This window comes from Tannerella forsythia (genome assembly GCF_001006485.1).
Lineage (GTDB): Bacteria > Bacteroidota > Bacteroidia > Bacteroidales > Tannerellaceae > Tannerella > Tannerella forsythia.
In genome coordinates this window covers 91,567-109,101 of the sequence record NZ_JUET01000078.1, presented here as the reverse complement: position 1 = coordinate 109,101, position 17,535 = coordinate 91,567, and the positions used below count along the sequence as shown (strand labels likewise).

The following is a 17,535-nucleotide window of genomic DNA, read 5'->3' as shown; positions in this document are numbered from 1 at the left end:
CGCTAAAAAGTGGATTTGCCAGCGGGGGACTATTTGGTTATCAAGGGAGTTTTTATTCGAATAAATTAGGTCATTTTAAAATGATAGCTGTAAATCTTAAACAGTTTTATTTATTAGAGAATAAAACAACGGGAAAAAAAATTATAATAAACTTAATATAATTCTATTCCATAAAAGGTTTAAATCCTTGCTCTCTGTTCGTGTTTTGGTGGATAATATTTTTGAGATTAGCCACTATCGGGAAGAGTTCCAGTTCGGATTTGACCCAACGGGTACGGTCGGCAAGCGTATCGACCGGCTTGAGAATGCACGCGAGGCCGCCGAAACCGTTGTAACGGCTCAGACCTTCTCGTTCAACCGGTGTCGGCATGTCCTGTCCTGAGAAAAGGTTGACAGAAAAAATTAGGACAAAATGACAAAAAGAGGAAAAAAGTAATTCGGTACAGTACTTGTTTTAAATTACAAGTAGTAGAAGAGATCGAGAAAAATGGCTTAAGCATCGAGGATTGCCGTCATAAATATGGTATCGGCGGAGGTCAAACCATCTAGGCATGGCTTAAGAAATTGGGTAAACATCATTTATTAAAATGAATATCCGTGTTTGTACCTAAAAGCTCCATTAAACGATTTAATAACAATAATTTGTATGTATGGATCGGAGAAAGAAATAAATTTCTGTATATCAGTAATATATAATTAATTTTAGGCATATATATGGACATTCATATTTATTAAACAAAGTAGTACGAGTGGAAACAAGAGATGAATTAGATGAATTAAAGCGTCTTCGGTCAGAGAATAAAGCCTTGAAAGAGGCTTACGCCGAGCTTGTGCTGAATCACAAATGTTCGGAGAAAGTCATTGAGGTAGCCGACGAGATGTTCAACCTGGACTTAAAAAAAAGTACGAACACGAGTTATCAGTCTACTTCAGGAGGAAGAAGCCGTGAGCCGTCTTTGTCTTTACTTCGGCATCAGCCGTCAAGCCTATTACAAGAGCAATAGTCAGATGGTTAAGAGTGTATTGAAAACAGGCATCGTAGTGGATATGGTTCAAAAAGTTCGTCGTCAGATGCCGCGTTTGGGAGGCAAGAAGTTGTATCATCTTCTGGGGGGCGACTTACGTCAGGTGGGCTCTATCGGACGAGACAAGTTCTTTGACATCCTGCGGGATAACGATCTGCTGGTGGTTCCTAAGCGCAGCTACACGCGCACTACGCAGTCTTACCATCGATTTTACAAATGGACGAATCTGGTACGAGACATGCAGGTAACCCGTCCGAATCAGGTGTGGGTGAGCGACATTACCTATCTTCGTACATTGAACGGCTTTGTTTATCTGTTTTTGATAACAGACCTGTATTCGCGTAAGATTGTGGGCTGGTCGTTGAGCCGCAGCCTTGCCATCGAAGGAGCGATGGAAGCCTTGCGAATGGCTCTGCGAAGCAGGAAAGACAAAGCCCTGCCGTTGACGCATCATTCCGACCGGGGCATTCAGTATTGCAGTACGGATTATGTGCGTATGCTTCAAAAGGCTAACGTGCAGATCAGTATGACGCAGGAGAACCACTGTTACGAGAACAGTACGGCCGAGCGTGTGAACGGCATCTTAAAGGATGAGTTTTATCTGGACAATACCTTTAATGATTATCTTCAGACACTCAAAGCCGTCCGTTCTTCGGTGGAAATTTATAACAACAAACGTCCGCATTGGGCTTTGAATTTGCTTACCCCAGAACAAGTACATGCATCAAAAGTGGCGTAAATCATGAAAGAAAAAAGAAACGATAAGAACAAAACAACTGTCAACTTTTCTCAGGACACATCGCTCTTACGTCCGGGTAGTTGTTTAAGGAACTGAGGGTTTACCAAAAGAAGAGCGAAGTCGTTTTCAAGCAATCGCCAAATCGGTATCCAATAAATCCCGGTACTTTCCATACATACCTCTCTCACGTAATGAGTGTGCATTACAGATGACAGCCGCTTTATTTCACGGGTTGTCACACCAAATTTTTCTTCTCTTTTTTTGCCTTGTTCGTCCAAAATGCACATAAAGATGCTATCTTTGTGGACATCGAGACCGCTGACTGTTCTCATAATGATAATTTTTAAAAGTGAAACAATCGTGCCTTTGAGCACCTTAATTATCTATAGAACAGTTGGCGGCTTGATTTTTATCCGAAGGCGTATAAAAAAACTCGTTTTTTTTTATGTAAGTTTGTATAGCTAAATAAAATAGAATAAATTTAAAAACACAGACATGGAGAATCGTTTTTTAGGACTTATCGAAGACAGCCTCAAGGCACATTGGGAATTACCCGCATTGACCGATTACCAAGGTGAAACATTTTACTACAAAGACATTGCCGCCGAGATTTATCAGCTGCATATCTTGTTGGAACAAGCCGGCATTCGTAAGGGCGACAGAGTGGCCCTCCTTGGACGTAACTCATCGCGGTGGGTGATCAGTTTTTTCGGCATCCTTTCGTACGGTGCGGTCGCTACTCCTATCTTGCATGATTTCAAGCCTGAAAACGTCCATCATATCGTCAATCATTCGGAGTCCAAGGTTTTGCTCGCCGCCAAACAAAATTGGGAAGTACTTAACGAACAGGCCATCGCAGAGGTCGAGTTGATTTTGTCACTTGAGGACTGGTCGGTGATTCGCAGCAAACGACCGGAACTGGTGAAGGTGCGTGAACAGGTTAAGGACATTTTCCACAGACAGCATCCCGCATTTTCACTCGAAGAAATACGCTTCTATATGGAAAAGCCGGAAGAATTGGCGGTGCTTAATTATACGTCGGGTACAACCGGATTTTCCAAGGGGGTCATGTTGCCTTACCGCAGTTTATGGAGCAACACGAAATATGCGGCAGACCATCTGCCTTTTGTGTATTCGGGCGATCATTTCGTATGTATGCTTCCTATGGCGCACATGTACGGTTTGGCTTTTGAAATCCTGAACGGCATCAATAAAGGCTGCCATATCCATTTCCTGCCACGCGTACCGAGCCCGAAGATTATTATCGACAGTTTCGCGGCGGTTAAGCCGCGATTGATTATCGCCGTGCCACTGATTATCGAAAAGATTGTACGGAATAAAATCTTTCCGATGCTTGAGCATCCTAAGATGAAATTTCTATGTAAGTTGCCGATTGTGAAACAGATGATCCATCGGAAAATTCTTGCTCAACTGAACGCCGCTTTCGGAAGCGAATTTACTGAAGTAGTGATTGGAGGGGCGGCGATCAATAAGGAGGTAGAAGCGTTTCTTCGCCTCATCGGGTTCCGGTACACGGTCGGATACGGTATGACAGAGTGCGGCCCGCTGATTTCGTACGAGCAATGGGATACGTATAAGGAAGGTTCCGTCGGGCAGATTGTTGACCGAATGGAAGTGAAGATCGATTCGCCCGATCCTGAACGGGTAGCGGGCGAGATCATGGTGCGCGGCACGAACGTCATGCTGGGTTACTATAAAAACCCGGCTGCCACATCCGAAGTAATGGCTGCCGACGGATGGATGCTTACGGGCGACCTCGGTACGATAGACAAAGACGGATTTCTCTTTCTCAGAGGACGAAGCAAGACGATGATTCTCAGTTCGAACGGACAGAATATTTATCCCGAAGAGATTGAAAATATTTTAAATAATCTGCCCTATGTGGGTGAGTCTCTTATTGTGCATCGTGGCGATAAGTTAGTTGCTCTGATCTACCCCGACCGTGAATTGATGGCGAAAAACGGGCTGACGGAAGGAGAGCTTAATGTCTTGATGAAAGAAAATCTGACAGTACTCAATGAGCGTATTCCGAAATACAGTAAGGTGGAAGAATTGGAATTGCGAAACGAAGTTTTTGAGAAGACGCCCAAGCAGAGCATCAAGCGTTACCTTTATCAGGAGAAGGCATAGTCTTATGTCATCGAAAAAAACGGCCCAACCTGATTCATTGAAGGGTCGGAGGGGCCGTTCATTGCATGGTGCAAGTCTTTATTCTACATAGCGGACTTTGGAAGCATCGCGCGGTTTGGCTTCGGGGGATTCGTCGGGATAGCCGATCGCAATAGCGTAATAAAGCTCGTAGCCCTCAGAAAAGTCGAGACGTTTCCTGTAGTCGGTGGCAAGATCGCTTTTCATAAAACCTATCGGACTACCGAGACAACAGGTGCCTAAACCCATGGCATGAGCCGCCAACATGATATTTTCGCTTAGCAAACCGCAGTCAAATTTTCCTTCGCCATCTTTTCCGGCGATAAAAATAACGGCGGGAGCATTGCGGAACATGTTTTTAAACCCAGGATCCTGCACCATTTTCAACATGCGTTCGTCATCCTTGGCAGATTCGACGAAGAGCTTTGTAACGCCATCAATAAATTCAGGGTTGTCAACAACACGTACTTCCCACGGCTGTCCGTTCATGGCACTGGGAGCATTGATGCCACAGCGCAGGATGATGTCCATCATTTCACGTGGTACAGACTCCGGCTTATACTTGCGGATGCTGCGACGCTCCATAATGGTGCGGATCACCGGATTGCCTGTATCCTTACCGATCGCGAGAGAGTCTGCTTCAGTCGTCGTTTCGGCCGTTGCACTTGTGCTGTTGCTGTTTTGGCATCCCGTAATCAGGAATGCTGCTGCGAAAAGGCAGCTTGCGTAATGTTTGAAAGTTTTCATGTCTATAGGTATTAATGGTGATAATAGATTAATAGTCTTCGTCTTCAGGTGCATCCTCTTTACGGATTTTGTTCCCTTCCATATCGAAATAAACATAGATTCCATAGCGTCCGCCGCCATTCGGGCGATAGGCGTATGTGGACATCTTAATTAAGGGACGTCCATCTTCTTCGACGGTGTCGACATATCCGCTGTAAACGTCAAGAAAAACGGCTTTTCCTGTTGTCAAATCGTATATATACGAATAAATATTTCGAGCATCGGGGCATCCACTAATTAAGATTTTCGATTCGGATAAGAGAACAATTTCATCTATGATTTCAATCCCTCCATCCGTATATATGCCTTCCTTTTTTATCTTTAGCTTGGATCCTTCTTTTCCGTAGGGCGATGTTTGAAACAGCCGTGTAAAAGATCCGTTAGCCAAATCTTTCATATATAAACTATGTTGGCCGATTTCATTTTCGTCGTCAGGTGCTGCATCTACATGAAGATAAAAAGCCTTTCCATGTCCTTCGGTCAGAAATGTCATATCCGACTCGGCAGGTGTTTGAGCGATCAACCGAGAAGAAAAGGGCATGAAAAAAAGAACCAGAGCAGACAAGGTAAAACGTATATTCCGAAATATCGGGTTTGCCAGTCTTGCGAGGACGGTTTTAGCCTGTTGAGTGCCCTGCGCTATCTTATTCAGATTCGTTGGATGGAGTGTAATAAATGATTTCATGACGATTACATTATTTTGTTCTTATTGTGCAAAAATACAATAAAAAAGTCAGTTAGATACGTAACGTATAGAAAATAGACGAAATGATTTGATTGTAAGGGCGATGTGTTAAAAAATCCGTTCGTTGGCCAGGTTCCAGAGATTGAGAAAAGCCGCTTTCGTAATCTCGACGGTCTTTTCCCAATTGATTTTTTCCGTATGGTCAGACGGCTGATGATAATCAGGATGTCCGTCGGTATGGTACCAAATCACAGGAATATCGTGTTTGGCAAAGGATGAATTATCGCTGCCTCCTACAGGTTTATCCCATGCGCGATAGTCGGGTTTGAGCTTCAATCCGTAGGTTATAAGATCGTTTTTCAGCCAGTCGCCAAAAACGGGATGGGCGGCGGTATAGAAATATACGACATGTTCCGGCTCAGCTTCGTTCGTGTTGCGCCCGATCATGTCGAAATTCAAATAACCTTTCACCTTGCCCAGATCGGTAAAGGTCTGCGTAAAATAGGCTGAGCCGAGCAATCCTTTTTCCTCGCCGTCCCATAGCGCGAAAATGACGGTTCGTTCCGGTTGCACACCGGTAGCTAAAAAAGCGCGCGCTATCTGTAAAAGCGCGGCAACGCCCGACGCGTTATCGTCTGCACCGTTATAAATCTGATCGCCGTCCAAATGGGGATCGTAACCCAGATGATCGTAATGTGCGCCGATGATTACGATTTCGTCGCGACGCTTACCTTCAATCCGGGCAAGCACATTGCGCATGGCAAGTTTCTGATGTACCCCTTTGCGAAGCATCGCGACGGAGTCGGGATGCACCTGAAAAGGTTTTTTCTGTTGACGTTCGGCGCGATAAACCTCGAAGGGCTGGTAATATGAGTCGAACAGAGGTTTTAGTCCCAATGTTTGAAGATAAGAGGCCAGATACACGCCGGCTACACGGCCTTCCTGACTTCCGGCTTCGCGCCCGCGTAGCGCATCATCTGCCAGAAAACCAATATGTGCCTCGGCAGTTGCGCGGTTGATAGTCTGTAAACCTTTTTGTTGAGGTGTGTCTTGTGCGCGGGTGATGTGGCAAAGACATAAAGCGCTTCCTGTGATGATGAATTTCAGAAACGGTGTCATAAAAAATTAATGTTTTAGTGTTTTATACGAAAGAATATGAATGGTAACGCCGACAGCGATGGCTGTCAGGACAATCCGCAACCAAACGGGAATACCCATCAGCAGAACACAGTGGCCGATCGTAAGCCACATCACCGTAATGGAGAGAATCTTTGCGCGTAGCGGAATGGCACGCTCTTCGCGAAGGTTACGGATATAACTTCCGAAATATTTATGATGAAGCAACCAATGGTAAAGGCGGGGGGACCCTCTGAAATAGGTCGCCGCCGAAAGTAAGAGAAAAGGCGTAGTCGGTAACAACGGAACAAATATCCCGATAACCCCCAATGCCAGACTGACACTACCTAATACGACCCAGAAAATTCTCATTACTTGCATGCTTGCCGACTTTGACAGCATCGCAAAGATAATGCTTTTTTTATAGTTGTCCGATAAAAATTTTTGATTATCCTTAATATGATTATCTGTACTTATACCTAAACTCATTTCTATAGCTTACACAAGCAACCAGCAATCTTCCAAAGAGAGCTTCTCCCAAATATCGGCGATTAAACTTGTAACAGAATTCATCTAAGTAATTTTGTAAGAATTCGGGTTTGATGTCATGGAACGTATTTATCAACTGTCTCTTGGCATTGCTGATGGCGATATGAACCCAGGGTAAGACCTCGCCCACTTTCTCTTTGGGGATAACCTGAGAGTGGTGTCTCTAGGTACAAAATCTTTCAATTCTACATAAGAGGTAGAATGATCCGTGTCGATTTGATTAGCTCCGGAAGCTAACTGCTGAACCGCTGCATTAATGGTCTCTTTTTTCAAGTCATCGATTACTTTCATTTTCAAATAGCCGACTCTTCGTGGTTTTTGACCGGTTTTCGGAAATTCAACCATTTCACTTTCTGCCATTACTAAAACTTTGCTTTTCTTTTGACTGCCACGTCCACGCTTCAAGGGTTTATCTTTTTCCTCTTGACTCATCTCTGTGGAAAAATAACCCTCATCCAACTCTATACAACCTGCAAGGACATATTCATCATCTCTTTTACCCATGGCCTCGCGAAGTTTGTGAACCATATGCCAAATAGGATGATAACGATTATGTCCCAATTGACGCTGGATTTCTTAAGGTACACATTTTATCGGACAGTAATTTCAAATACTCGTTGTGGTTTCTCTGTAAGCGAGCAAATCGCCAACGACCTTTGCAATATTCTCTGTAATAGGAATATGTGATTTCAGTACGTAGGTTTCGGGGTTGTCGCGGTTGAAGCGAACCAGCAACGAGGCGGGATTTGCCTGTGCAATTTGCTCAAAAGGTAGGCGAATAATGGTTGGGGTATTGTAGCCCACACCAAACTCAAGCAGTAGTAATTTACAACGAATAGCTTGGTTTACAAACGATTCGTAATATTCTGCCTGCATATTCCATTGCTCATCCTGCACGAAAAACGCATCTTTGCGAACGTTTATCGCCATACTGCCACCACATACGGGGCAATCTTCAAACAAGAGCGATAGCAGTTTGCCAGCTCCTGTTCCTGCACAGGGGGGGGGGGCGTGGTGCTTGAATAATCGGTCCCACGGTGTGTATCACGTACCGTGCAGGCAGGTTGTACCCCTTCGTCATTTTGGCACTGTTTGTTAGCTCTTCGCTACCTTGCTCCTGCATCAGACGGTGGCACTCCAAGCGAAGTTGTACGCCGGCTGCCGAGTGAATGGCGTTGTCGATACATTAGTGGTGCGGAATAAAACACCCCAACAGACTGCTGTTGGCAGCATTTACGATAGCATCAACTTCAAGTCGTGTAATGTCGCCCTGCCAAAGCCGCAAACGCTTGTCGATATCCGAAATCTGCGTTTCGTTGCGATGCACAATACCCTTTTCGGCTCGTTGTACCAACAACTCGGCATCCTGTGCGGTACAAAACGCATCACTCACGGGCAAAGGAGGTCGCACGTTCAGTAGAGAACGCATCAATTATCGTTGCTCGTTCTGTAAATCAGGAATTGCTATATCGGCGTAGTCCGCACGTTCATCAAGAAGCGTTTTAAGAATAAAGGACAAATTATTGTTGCTCATTTCGTAAATCATAATGTTTAACCAAAGTAGGTTCTATTACGTCCCAGTGTTCTGCAATTTTTCCGTTTTTGACCCTGAAAAGGTCGTAGAAAGTATTATGAGCATTACCGAAATGCCCTTCGCTGAGGGTCAGCACAAAGTTACCTTCGCCCAATACTTTTTGGATAGTATCGTATTTCATAAAGATACCCTATTTTGCCAAAGCTTCCAAAGTAGCTCCCAATCCAGAAAGTTGGTCGGGTATCTGCGGGTTGTGCTGAATGTAGTTGTCGCCGTCGAAGTAACCTGCGAGTTTCTCCATTCGACCGTTTACCAAAATATCTTCCACGAAATTACGCACTAAAACCTTATTTTGTTCGGTCTTGTCGAGGTCTTTGATTTCAGTAGTTCCGTCGGTCATCGTGCGACCGCTTGGGTTGGACTGTTTGGGGGTCTCTTGGAGGTTGTCCCAATGCTCTACGATTTTGCCGTCCTCGAAACGGAAAATCTGATAAAAATCGATGCGATGAGGTACACCCGAAAGTTGCAATTTCTTGTGCGTTATCTCGGCGAGGTCTTTGAGTTCGAACTCAAAAAGGGGGGGGGGCCTGAAAATGTACCGTTGCATTGTAAAATGAGTTATCCGTTTTTCAAAGACAAAGATAAAAGATAAAGGTAGTGATTATTTGTTAGAAGTGCCCACACGGATTGCCGAGCTATTGGAATGGTTGCATACCTGTTATCATACAAAAAATCCCTTTGCAACGCTAAGATTGAAGCGGGAATAAAATCATCTTTCTGTTTACATGTTGATTGGTTTAGATGTTTAGTTGTTGAGGGCTGTCAGTTATCAGCATTCAGCTCTGCAAATTCCCTCTTTGAAAGGATTACATCCCCCCTTCGCTCCGCTCTTCCCCCCCCCTTTGAAGGGGGGGCTGGGGGGATGTTCATCTGCGGTCGGTCATTTGTCATTCAGAGCGAAGCGATGAATCTCTTTTCTGTCACTTTTGGCTTGACCCAAAAGTAACCAAAAAGTCAAGGCTTCGTGCGCTTCGCACGCCTTCGCGACACTTTCAGGTCGGAAAATCAGGTAACTCGCTTGGCTCGGACAGCCTGATTTTCTATCGCCCTGCTCGCTGCTCCGTCGGCTCACCACCCGAGGCCCATGGACGAACGCCAAAGGCGTTCGCCTGTTCCCCCAACGCTGCGCTTCCGCATTCCCCCTTTGAAGGGGGGCTGCTGGGGGGATGTTCCTCTGCGTTCGGATACCGCGTGTACCACGCATAACAATTAACAACTGACAATTAACAATTGAATTACGTCAGGCTTTCAGCCCTCCCAACGGGGATATTGCTTTTTCCCCAACGCTTCGCATTGGGCTGAATTATTACGCCCTTTCAGGGCTTTTACAGCATTCAGTTCTCAGCAATCAGCCTTGCATTCCCCCCTTTGAAGGGGGAAAAAGGGGAGATGAAGCATTGGGTTTGTTTATTGAATGGATTGTAATACCTTTGCCATCGAGTATAAATATTAATGATAGGAGATTATGATGATGAAAAAATTGAAATGGTTTTTATTCGTTGCTGTATTATTGGCAGCACCGGCTATGCAGGCACAGTTGCGTTTCGGCGTGAAGGGCGGAGTAAATATTGCCTCGGTGAAGTTTAATCGGGATGTGATCGATTCGGAGAATATCACCGGATTTCATATCGGCCCGATGATCGAGTTGATGATTCCCGTAGCCGGCCTGGGGGTCGATGCCGCGGTGGTGTACAGTCAGAAAGGATTCGGATTGAATGATAAAGGATACCGGAACGATTATATCGATGTGCCCGTCAATCTGAAGTACAAGATTATGTTACCGCTTGTCAAACCTTACATAGCAGCCGGTCCGTATGCTTCGTTCCGCGTGTCGGGCGACAAGCTCAGAAACATCCCCGGAAGAGTGACGGATCAATTGAAGGCCCAGAGTTTTGCCGCAGGGTTGAACTTTACGGCTGGTGCCGAGGTGTTCGATATCGTACAGGTGGGACTGACGTACAGTCTCGGGTTGACCGACAATTATAAGACATACAAGGTCGATAACGATATCATCTCTTATATCGGTAAGCCGCACACGTGGATGATCTCGGCTGCCGTATTCTTCTAAAGGAAGATTACTCTCCCGGAGAACGTATGAAATATGTGGAGGTTATCTTGCCCTTGCCTTTGGCACAGACATACACGTATGCGATCCCCGAAGGTATGGCATCGCAGGTGTTGCCCAACGGCAGGGTGATTGTTCCGTTCGGGGCTAAACGCTACTATACGGCTATCGTAAGGGAGGTGCACGAGCGTCCTCCCGACGATTTGTATGCGGTCAAATCCGTTTTTACCGTGCTCGATGAAGCGCCTGTCCTTCACGAGTGTCAATTGCATTTCTGGGAATGGATGGCCTCGTATTACCTTTGTACGTTGGGCGATGTGTATAAAGCGGCTGTTCCTTCCGGCCTGAAACTCGGAAGCGAGACCGTCGTTTCGCTTTGTGACGATTTTGAGGCTTCCCGTCCCCTGTCGCCCAAGTTGCAAACGCTACTCGATGCGTTGGCGGGAGAGGGAAAGCCGCAAACAGTGGCAGAGATTGAGAAGAAAACCGGCCTGCACAACCTGATTCCCGCGTTGACGCAACTTGTGAAGCAGGGAGCCGTAACCGTTCGCGAAGAGCTTAAACGCGGCTTCGTGCCCAAGACGGAAATCTACCTGCGTCTGTCTTCCCTGTATGAGAAAGAAGCGGATCTCGTCTCAGTGTTTGAATCGTTGAGGCGAGCACCGAAACAGGAAAAGCTGTTACTCTCTTTCCTCGACGAAACGAAACCTTTTCGGGGAGAAGGCACACCCGAAATCTCCCGAAAAGCGTTGCTGAAAACAGCCGGTGCCGATCCGTCGGCGCTGAACGGGCTGTTGCGGCGTGGGGTGATCGAGGCGTATCGGAAAGAGATCAGCCGGTTACATCTTACGTTGGCTCTGCATCCGCCCTGTCCGCTGAGCGCGGCACAGCAAGCGGCATTTACCTCGATCAACGAGACGTTCGCGACGAAAGCCGTTTGCCTGTTGCACGGAGCGCCGTCGTGCGGAAAAACGGAAATCTATCTGCATCTGATCCTTGCGACGTTGTGGGAGGGGCGGCAGGTCTTGTATCTGTTGCCGGAGATTGCCGTTACGACACAGATCACCGAACGGTTGGCGCGGGTGTTAGGCCAACGTCTGCTGGTGTATCATTCCGGGCTCTCTGACGCGGAACGGGTGGAGGTGTGGAATAAGCTGCTTGAGGCCGACGAGCCGTTGGCGGTAGTGGGAGTACGTTCGTCGCTGTTTCTGCCGTTTTCCGCTCTGGGGCTGGTCATTGTGGACGAGGAGCAGGAGCCGTCGTATAAGCAGCAGGACCCGGCGCCTCGCTATCATGCACGCAATGCGGCCATTATGCTGGCCTCGATGCACGACGCCCGCACACTGCTCGGCTCGGCTACGCCTTCGCTCGATTCGTTTTATAATGCGAAGACGGGAAAATACGGGCTGGTCACGCTGCGTGAACGTTATGGCCCAACGTTAATCCCGCAAATTCATATCGTCGACGTGAAAACATTGCGACGCAAAAAAATCATGAAGGAGACGCTGTTCTCTCCGTTGCTGCGCGAAAAAATCGACGAGGCGCTGACGCACGGACGGCAGGTGATTTTGTTTCAGAACCGGCGCGGTTTCGCTCCGATACTGGAATGCAAGGCGTGCGGTTATGTGCCGCACTGCGTGAACTGCGACGTGACGCTCACGTATCATCGCAGCCGTCATCGGCAAGTTTGCCATTATTGCGGTTATTCGCAACCTGTGACGTCGCGTTGTCCCTCGTGTGCGAGCGCCGAGGTCAAGATGGTAGGCTTCGGCACGGAGAAGATCGAAGAGGAGATCGCCACCTTATTCCCTGACGCCGCCACAGCGCGTCTCGACCTCGACAATGCCCGTACTCGTCGTGCCTACGAGCGTATCCTGACCGATTTTGAAGAGGGGAAGACACAGATTCTGATCGGAACGCAGATGCTCTCGAAAGGATTGGACTTCGGGAACGTCAGCGTGGTTGGGGTGCTGAACGCCGACAGCCTGATGAACTTTCCGGATTTCCGCGCTCATGAGCGGGCTTTTCAGCTGATGATGCAGGTGAGCGGACGCGCAGGGCGGCGTACCGGACAGGGAACGGTTATCATTCAGACGTCACAACCTCAACATCCGCTACTGCGCATGGTACAGACCTTCGACTACGACGGGATGGCACTCTCACAACTGACCGAGCGTAAGCAATACTGCTATCCGCCTTATTGCCGCCTGATCACGGTCATCATGCGGGCGAAGAACGAATCGACACTGGACCGGTTCGCGGCCATGTACGGCGAGCAGTTACGGAGCGATTTGGGGACGAACGTTGTCGGCCCCTTCGTACCGCCGATAGGTCGTGTTCAGACGTTGTTTGTGCGCCGGATTATGTTGAAGATACCGCTTTCGGTTGCCGTGAAAGACGTGCGTCACACGCTCGAAGCCGCTCATGCGGCGATGCAGCAGACACCGTCGTTCCGTCAGGTTATTCTGCATGCCGATGTTGATCCGCAGTAGGAGCGGAACAGCGTTAGTCGTCCTCGATACGGAATTTCTTGTGCATTTTTATCGTGTACATGATGCTAAAACACATTGTTCGCTGCAAATTGTTTTTGAAGGGCGCATGAGACGATATTTTTCGTACCTTTGTGCGGAAAAAAATCAAATATAATAATTATAATGAGAAATAATTTAAGTTCACAAATTACGTTGACGCGTATACCGGAAAGATACTACCATCCGGAAAATGCTTACGAGTACAGTTTGCTGACACGTTTCGAGAAGATACGGACCCATATCTACGCGACGATGGATGAAGGTTCGGCAGTGCTGGCTAAAGAAATCGCCGACGAGATCAGAGAAAAGCAAAAGGCTAAGAAGAAGTTCGTTATGGCTATACCGGGCGGACGTTCGCCGCACACGCTTTTTCAACACCTCATTCAGATGCATAAAGAGGAACAGCTGAGCTTTAAGAATGTGATCGTTTTTTTGCTTTACGAATTTTATCCGCTGACGAATGCGGCGAACAGCAACTTGCATCAGTTGCAGGAAGTGTTCCTGAATCATGTGGATATTCCGAAAAAGAACATCTACAGCCCGGATGGCTTTATGAACAAAAACGATATCTATGAGTTCTGTCAGAGCTATGAGCAGAAGATCAACGAATGCGGAGGCATTGATTATATGCTGCTCGGTATCGGACAGGGAGGCACGATCGGTCTAAACAGTGCCGGTACGTCGGTTGCCTCACGCACGCATTTGGTGCTGATGGACGACACGTCGCGCAAGGAATCGGCACAGTTGTTCAGCTCTATCGAAAACGTGCCCGCGGGCGTGATTACGATGGGACTCGGTACGATTATGGATGCGAAAAAGGTCGTGCTGATCTCGTGGGGCGAAAATAAAGCCAATATTATCCGCAAAACGATCGAAAATCCGGTCACGGATGCTTTGCCCGCTACCTGCCTCCAGCATCATGCGAATGCCAAAGCGGTCATCGATCTCTCGTCGGCTTGTGACTTGACACGTATCAGTCATCCGTGGCTCGTGACGACCTGCGAATGGGACAACAAACTGATTCGTCGCGCCATCGTTTGGCTCTGTCAGTTGACGAATAAACCGATTCTCAAACTTACCAACAAGGATTACAGTGAACACGGGCTTGGCGAGCTGCTGGCGCTCTACGGGTCGGCCTACAATGTGAACATCAAAATATTCAACGATATTCAGCATACCATCACCGGATGGCCGGGCGGAAAGCCGAATGCCGACGATTCGAACCGTCCCGAACGTGCCGAGCCGTATCCCAAGCGAGTGATCCTCTTCAGCCCGCATCCCGATGACGATGTGATCTCGATGGGTGGAACGTTGCGTCGTCTGTGCGACCAGCATCATGACGTGCATGTGGCTTATCAGACATCGGGCAACATTGCCGTAGGCGATGAGGAAGTGATCCGGTATTGCGAATATCTGTGCGATGTATGTGATAAATATTCGCCGAAAGATAAGACGATCCGGAAAAAAGCGGAAGAGATCATACAGTATCTGCGTTACGACAAGAAAGAAGACGGTAAGCCCGAAAGTCCCGATGTGCTGTTTATGAAGGGGACGATCCGTCGTGAAGAAGCGCGTCACGGATGTCGTTATTCGGGAGTCAAGGACGAGCATGTACATTTCCTCGATCTGCCCTTCTACGAAACGGGTCTGGTGAAGAAGAACCCCATCAGCGAGAAAGATGTGGAGATCATTAAGAAACTCTTGCTCGAAGTGAAGCCGAATCAGATTTTTGTCGCCGGCGACCTGGCCGACCCGCACGGAACGCATAAGGTGTGTCTCGACGCTGCGTTGGCCGCGATCGATGAGGTGAAAGATCAGAAGTGGATGAAGGATTGCCGTATATGGATGTATCGCGGGGCATGGGCGGAATGGGAGATGGACCATATCGAGATGGCCGTGCCGATCAGTCCGGAAGAGTTGCGTTACAAACGGAACGCGATTCTCAAGCATCAGTCGCAGGCTGAAAGCGCACCGTTCCTTGGCGACGACGAACGTCTCTTCTGGCAACGCGCCGAAGACCGTAACCGTGCGACAGCCGAGCTGTACAAACAACTTGGTCTGGCTTCGTATGAGGCTATCGAGGCGTTCGTGCAGTATATTCCCATCCGGTAACGTAAGTTCCCGAATCGGAAACGAACCATAAACGATAACCGAAGTGTTGAAATTCGTAAAAGATTGGATGCTTCCGATCGCAATGATTACAGGCGCGCTGGCTCATCAATGGGTCAGCCGCCTTTCTTTTTTGACTCCTTACCTGATTTTTACGATGCTGCTGCTCACGTTCTGTAAAATCTCGCTGAAGGATATTCGCTTCCATCCGGCACACCTCTGGCTGCTGATGATTCAGTTGGTCGGGAGTGCGGCCGTTTACTGGATACTGCGTCCGTTCGACGCTGTCGTGGCGCAGGGAGCGATGCTCTGCATGCTGGTACCTACGGCGACAGCGGCGGCCGTGATTACAGGTATGCTCGGCGGCAATGTCGGCTTCCTGACGGCTTATCTGCTGTTCTGCAACATGGCTGTGGCCGTCGCTGCCCCCGTCTATTTCACCTTGACCGGCGTACATGGCGATGAGATGACGTTTATGCAGTCGGTATGGTTTATCTGCCGGAAAGTCCTCCCGCTGCTTATTCTCCCCCTGTTTGTGGCGTTGGCCGTTCGGAAATGGACGCCTCGGGTACACCGTCTTTTGCTGAGTATGCCGCGTATGACCTTCTATCTCTGGGCTGTTGCCCTGACTGTAGTGACGGGTATCACCGTTCAGTTTATGCTGAATCAGGATAATGTCGACTATCAAACGGAATACGGTTTGCTGGGTGTGTCGCTCGTTTTATGTGTGTTGCAATTTATACTCGGTCGTCGTATCGGCCGTTATTATGGCGATCCGGTGTCGTCGGGGCAGGGGCTCGGACAGAAGAATACGATCCTTGCTGTCTGGATGGCACAGACGTATCTGCATCCGCTGACGGCGATCGCACCTTCGGGGTATATCCTGTGGCAAAATATGATCAATAGCTGGCAGTTGTGGAAAAAAGGAAAGAAAGACAAATAAACGAACCGAGGCATTTTTTACTTCAATACTTCTTTCATAAACTCGTTGCCATTGAGCAACGGGTATTTTCCATGCTGCACGGAAAATTCATCGTAGCGGGTTACCCTGTCGAGTGTTATTCCGGGACGGTAGATCAGAAAAGGAACGGGCGTGTCGGTGTGTGTACGCAGAGCGCATGGGGTAGGGTGGTCAGGCAGTACCGCGACCGTGACGGGAACATCCCATTGACTCAGCGCTTCGAATAAAGGCTTGATAATCCGGGAATCCAAGTCTTCGATGGTACGGACTTTCAGTGCTGCATCACCTGCGTGTCCGGCCTCATCGCTCGCTTCGATATGCAGATATACGAAGTCGTGCGTTTGCAAGGCTCGGATAGCTGCTTGTGCTTTGCCTTCGTAGTTCGTGTCATGTTTGCCGGTAGCTCCTTCGACGCTTATCACGTCCATGCCGGCATAAGCTCCGATACCGCGAATCACATCGACGGCCGAGATGACGGCGCTTTTTCCGATGCCATACAGCTGTTTGAATGTCTGCATGACCGGGCGATATCCCGGTGACCATGGCCAGATGCTGTTGGCCGGCTCTTTCTCTTCGTTGATCCGTCGGCGGTTGACCGGATGATCCGGCAGTATATCTTGCGATTTCCGAATCAGTTCGTTGAGAAGGACGGCTGTTGGGCCGGCTTCGGGTGTTTGAGCCCTGACCAAAGCCGGGCGAAACGGAAGCGAGAGGATGTTATGGGGAGGTGTACAGTCGATCCGTTTGTCGCCCTTTTTGATGACCAGCAGATGCCGGTATGACAGGCCGCGACAAAACCGGATGTTTTCATCGCCCAGCTCGTTGTTAAGAAAGGTGATGAGCTGTTCGGCTTCTTCGTCGGCGAGGTCTCCTGCCGAATAACTTTTCAGCCGTTCTCCCTCCACGCAGAGCAGGTTACACCGCATGGCCAGTTCGTCCGGTCGCAATCGTATTCCCATACCGGCCGCTTCGAGCGCGCCGCGTCCTTCGTAGACAGCCGGGAGGCTGTAGCCTAATACGGACAGATTGGCTACCTCACTGCCCGGCGCAAAGCCATCGGGAACTGTACGCAGGCTTCCGGTCACTCCCGATGCTGCAAGCCGGTCCATATAAGGCGTTCGAGCATATTGCAACGGCGTGCGATGTCCCAATTCGGCTATCGGCTCATCTGCCATACCGTCTGCGAGGACAACGAGATACTTCATT

General features: G+C 48.3%; 20 protein-coding genes and 1 pseudogene. 8 read left to right on the top strand and 13 right to left on the bottom strand.

Annotation, left to right across the window (positions count from 1 at the left end):
- The first annotated feature begins 208 nt into the window (after positions 1–208).
- The 3 genes from Tanf_RS15100 to Tanf_RS07875 all read left to right on the top strand — a co-directional run bounded on the left by Tanf_RS15100 (position 209) and on the right by Tanf_RS07875 (position 1,764).
- Positions 209–382 carry a hypothetical protein gene (locus Tanf_RS15100; RefSeq protein ID WP_161794950.1) on the top strand — a complete coding sequence of 58 codons (174 nt, stop codon included), beginning with the start codon at positions 209–211 and terminating at the stop codon, positions 380–382.
- A gap of 367 nt (positions 383–749) precedes the next feature.
- Entirely contained in the window at positions 750–1,004 is a 255-nt protein-coding gene (locus tag Tanf_RS15275; protein WP_014226270.1) for a hypothetical protein, read from the top strand.
- Positions 946–1,764: an IS3 family transposase gene (locus Tanf_RS07875; RefSeq protein ID WP_052449052.1), complete on the top strand. Its 819-nt coding sequence runs from the start codon at positions 946–948 to the stop codon at positions 1,762–1,764. The genes Tanf_RS15275 and Tanf_RS07875 overlap by 59 nt, the downstream gene beginning before the upstream one ends.
- 50 nt (positions 1,765–1,814) lie before the next feature.
- Here the strand turns inward: Tanf_RS07875 and Tanf_RS07870 are convergent, their stop codons facing one another.
- Entirely contained in the window at positions 1,815–2,096 is a 282-nt protein-coding gene (locus Tanf_RS07870) for an IS110 family transposase (RefSeq protein ID WP_041590951.1), read from the bottom strand.
- A 163-nt stretch (positions 2,097–2,259) separates the two neighbouring features.
- Here Tanf_RS07870 and Tanf_RS07865 point away from each other — a divergent pair, with 163 nt between their 5' ends.
- Complete coding sequence (locus tag Tanf_RS07865) at positions 2,260–3,915, top strand: AMP-binding protein (RefSeq protein ID WP_014226268.1); 1,656 nt, start codon at positions 2,260–2,262, stop codon at positions 3,913–3,915.
- Positions 3,916–3,993: 78 nt separating this feature from the next.
- Here the strand turns inward: Tanf_RS07865 and Tanf_RS07860 are convergent, their stop codons facing one another.
- The 11 genes and pseudogenes from Tanf_RS07860 to Tanf_RS15545 form a co-directional block, all read right to left on the bottom strand.
- Positions 3,994–4,680, bottom strand: a complete 687-nt coding sequence (locus Tanf_RS07860; RefSeq protein ID WP_046825480.1) for a nitroreductase family protein — start codon at positions 4,678–4,680, stop codon at positions 3,994–3,996.
- Positions 4,681–4,708: 28 nt separating this feature from the next.
- Positions 4,709–5,404, bottom strand: coding sequence for a hypothetical protein (locus Tanf_RS07855; protein WP_046825479.1), 696 nt, complete (start codon positions 5,402–5,404; stop codon positions 4,709–4,711).
- A 108-nt stretch (positions 5,405–5,512) separates the two neighbouring features.
- Positions 5,513–6,523: a M28 family metallopeptidase gene (locus tag Tanf_RS07850; RefSeq protein ID WP_014226264.1), complete on the bottom strand. Its 1,011-nt coding sequence runs from the start codon at positions 6,521–6,523 to the stop codon at positions 5,513–5,515.
- A gap of 6 nt (positions 6,524–6,529) precedes the next feature.
- Entirely contained in the window at positions 6,530–6,892 is a 363-nt protein-coding gene (locus Tanf_RS07845) for a YbaN family protein (protein WP_041591393.1), read from the bottom strand.
- Between the two features lie 91 nt (positions 6,893–6,983).
- Positions 6,984–7,645: pseudogene (locus Tanf_RS07840) on the bottom strand (IS1595 family transposase); the annotation flags it as partial.
- 30 nt (positions 7,646–7,675) lie between these two features.
- Positions 7,676–7,999, bottom strand: a complete 324-nt coding sequence (locus tag Tanf_RS07835) for a hypothetical protein (RefSeq protein ID WP_052449051.1) — start codon at positions 7,997–7,999, stop codon at positions 7,676–7,678.
- 25 nt (positions 8,000–8,024) lie between these two features.
- The gene (locus Tanf_RS15555; RefSeq protein ID WP_306766687.1) at positions 8,025–8,210 is read right to left on the bottom strand and encodes a macro domain-containing protein; all 186 of its coding nucleotides are present in this window, start codon (positions 8,208–8,210) and stop codon (positions 8,025–8,027) included.
- Positions 8,211–8,255: 45 nt separating this feature from the next.
- On the bottom strand, positions 8,256–8,501 hold the full coding sequence (locus Tanf_RS15550; RefSeq protein ID WP_236684411.1) for a macro domain-containing protein: 246 nt from the start codon (positions 8,499–8,501) through the stop codon (positions 8,256–8,258).
- 88 nt (positions 8,502–8,589) lie between these two features.
- On the bottom strand, positions 8,590–8,784 hold the full coding sequence (locus Tanf_RS14285; protein ID WP_074452267.1) for a nuclear transport factor 2 family protein: 195 nt from the start codon (positions 8,782–8,784) through the stop codon (positions 8,590–8,592).
- A 9-nt stretch (positions 8,785–8,793) separates the two neighbouring features.
- Positions 8,794–9,210 carry a hypothetical protein gene (locus tag Tanf_RS14280; protein ID WP_074453625.1) on the bottom strand — a complete coding sequence of 139 codons (417 nt, stop codon included), beginning with the start codon at positions 9,208–9,210 and terminating at the stop codon, positions 8,794–8,796.
- A 333-nt stretch (positions 9,211–9,543) separates the two neighbouring features.
- Positions 9,544–9,762, bottom strand: coding sequence for a hypothetical protein (locus Tanf_RS15545; protein ID WP_236684410.1), 219 nt, complete (start codon positions 9,760–9,762; stop codon positions 9,544–9,546).
- A gap of 366 nt (positions 9,763–10,128) precedes the next feature.
- Between Tanf_RS15545 and Tanf_RS07815 the strand changes: the two genes are divergently transcribed.
- The 4 genes from Tanf_RS07815 to Tanf_RS07800 all read left to right on the top strand — a co-directional run bounded on the left by Tanf_RS07815 (position 10,129) and on the right by Tanf_RS07800 (position 16,311).
- The gene (locus Tanf_RS07815) at positions 10,129–10,731 is read left to right on the top strand and encodes a porin family protein (protein ID WP_087879716.1); all 603 of its coding nucleotides are present in this window, start codon (positions 10,129–10,131) and stop codon (positions 10,729–10,731) included.
- A 26-nt stretch (positions 10,732–10,757) separates the two neighbouring features.
- Positions 10,758–13,220, top strand: coding sequence for a replication restart helicase PriA (gene priA / locus Tanf_RS07810; protein ID WP_014226258.1), 2,463 nt, complete (start codon positions 10,758–10,760; stop codon positions 13,218–13,220).
- 162 nt (positions 13,221–13,382) lie between these two features.
- The gene (locus Tanf_RS07805) at positions 13,383–15,371 is read left to right on the top strand and encodes a glucosamine-6-phosphate deaminase (protein WP_046825477.1); all 1,989 of its coding nucleotides are present in this window, start codon (positions 13,383–13,385) and stop codon (positions 15,369–15,371) included.
- Positions 15,372–15,414: 43 nt separating this feature from the next.
- Positions 15,415–16,311, top strand: a complete 897-nt coding sequence (locus tag Tanf_RS07800; RefSeq protein ID WP_046825476.1) for a bile acid:sodium symporter family protein — start codon at positions 15,415–15,417, stop codon at positions 16,309–16,311.
- Between the two features lie 17 nt (positions 16,312–16,328).
- On the opposite strand, the gene Tanf_RS07795 is transcribed toward Tanf_RS07800, so the two are convergent.
- Entirely contained in the window at positions 16,329–17,534 is a 1,206-nt protein-coding gene (locus tag Tanf_RS07795) for a cofactor-independent phosphoglycerate mutase (RefSeq protein WP_046825475.1), read from the bottom strand.
- Position 17,535: the final 1 nt, after the last annotated feature.

Excerpts from the sequence above, each read along its gene's own strand:
- Tanf_RS07795 (WP_046825475.1), bottom strand. The coding sequence starts at position 17,534 with ATGAAGTATCTCGTTGTCCTCGCAGACGGTATGGCAGATGAGCCGATA.
- Tanf_RS07855 (WP_046825479.1), bottom strand. The coding sequence starts at position 5,404 with ATGAAATCATTTATTACACTCCATCCAACGAATCTGAATAAGATAGCG.
- Tanf_RS07860 (WP_046825480.1), bottom strand. The coding sequence starts at position 4,680 with ATGAAAACTTTCAAACATTACGCAAGCTGCCTTTTCGCAGCAGCATTC.
- Tanf_RS07850 (WP_014226264.1), bottom strand. The coding sequence starts at position 6,523 with ATGACACCGTTTCTGAAATTCATCATCACAGGAAGCGCTTTATGTCTT.
- Tanf_RS14285 (WP_074452267.1), bottom strand. The coding sequence starts at position 8,784 with ATGAAATACGATACTATCCAAAAAGTATTGGGCGAAGGTAACTTTGTG.
- Tanf_RS07835 (WP_052449051.1), bottom strand. The coding sequence starts at position 7,999 with ATGGCGATAAACGTTCGCAAAGATGCGTTTTTCGTGCAGGATGAGCAA.
- Tanf_RS07815 (WP_087879716.1), top strand. The coding sequence starts at position 10,129 with ATGATGATGAAAAAATTGAAATGGTTTTTATTCGTTGCTGTATTATTG.
- Tanf_RS07870 (WP_041590951.1), bottom strand. The coding sequence starts at position 2,096 with ATGAGAACAGTCAGCGGTCTCGATGTCCACAAAGATAGCATCTTTATG.
- priA (WP_014226258.1), top strand. The coding sequence starts at position 10,758 with ATGAAATATGTGGAGGTTATCTTGCCCTTGCCTTTGGCACAGACATAC.
- Tanf_RS14280 (WP_074453625.1), bottom strand. The coding sequence starts at position 9,210 with ATGCAACGGTACATTTTCAGGCCCCCCCCCCTTTTTGAGTTCGAACTC.
- Tanf_RS07805 (WP_046825477.1), top strand. The coding sequence starts at position 13,383 with ATGAGAAATAATTTAAGTTCACAAATTACGTTGACGCGTATACCGGAA.
- Tanf_RS07845 (WP_041591393.1), bottom strand. The coding sequence starts at position 6,892 with ATGAGAATTTTCTGGGTCGTATTAGGTAGTGTCAGTCTGGCATTGGGG.
- Tanf_RS07865 (WP_014226268.1), top strand. The coding sequence starts at position 2,260 with ATGGAGAATCGTTTTTTAGGACTTATCGAAGACAGCCTCAAGGCACAT.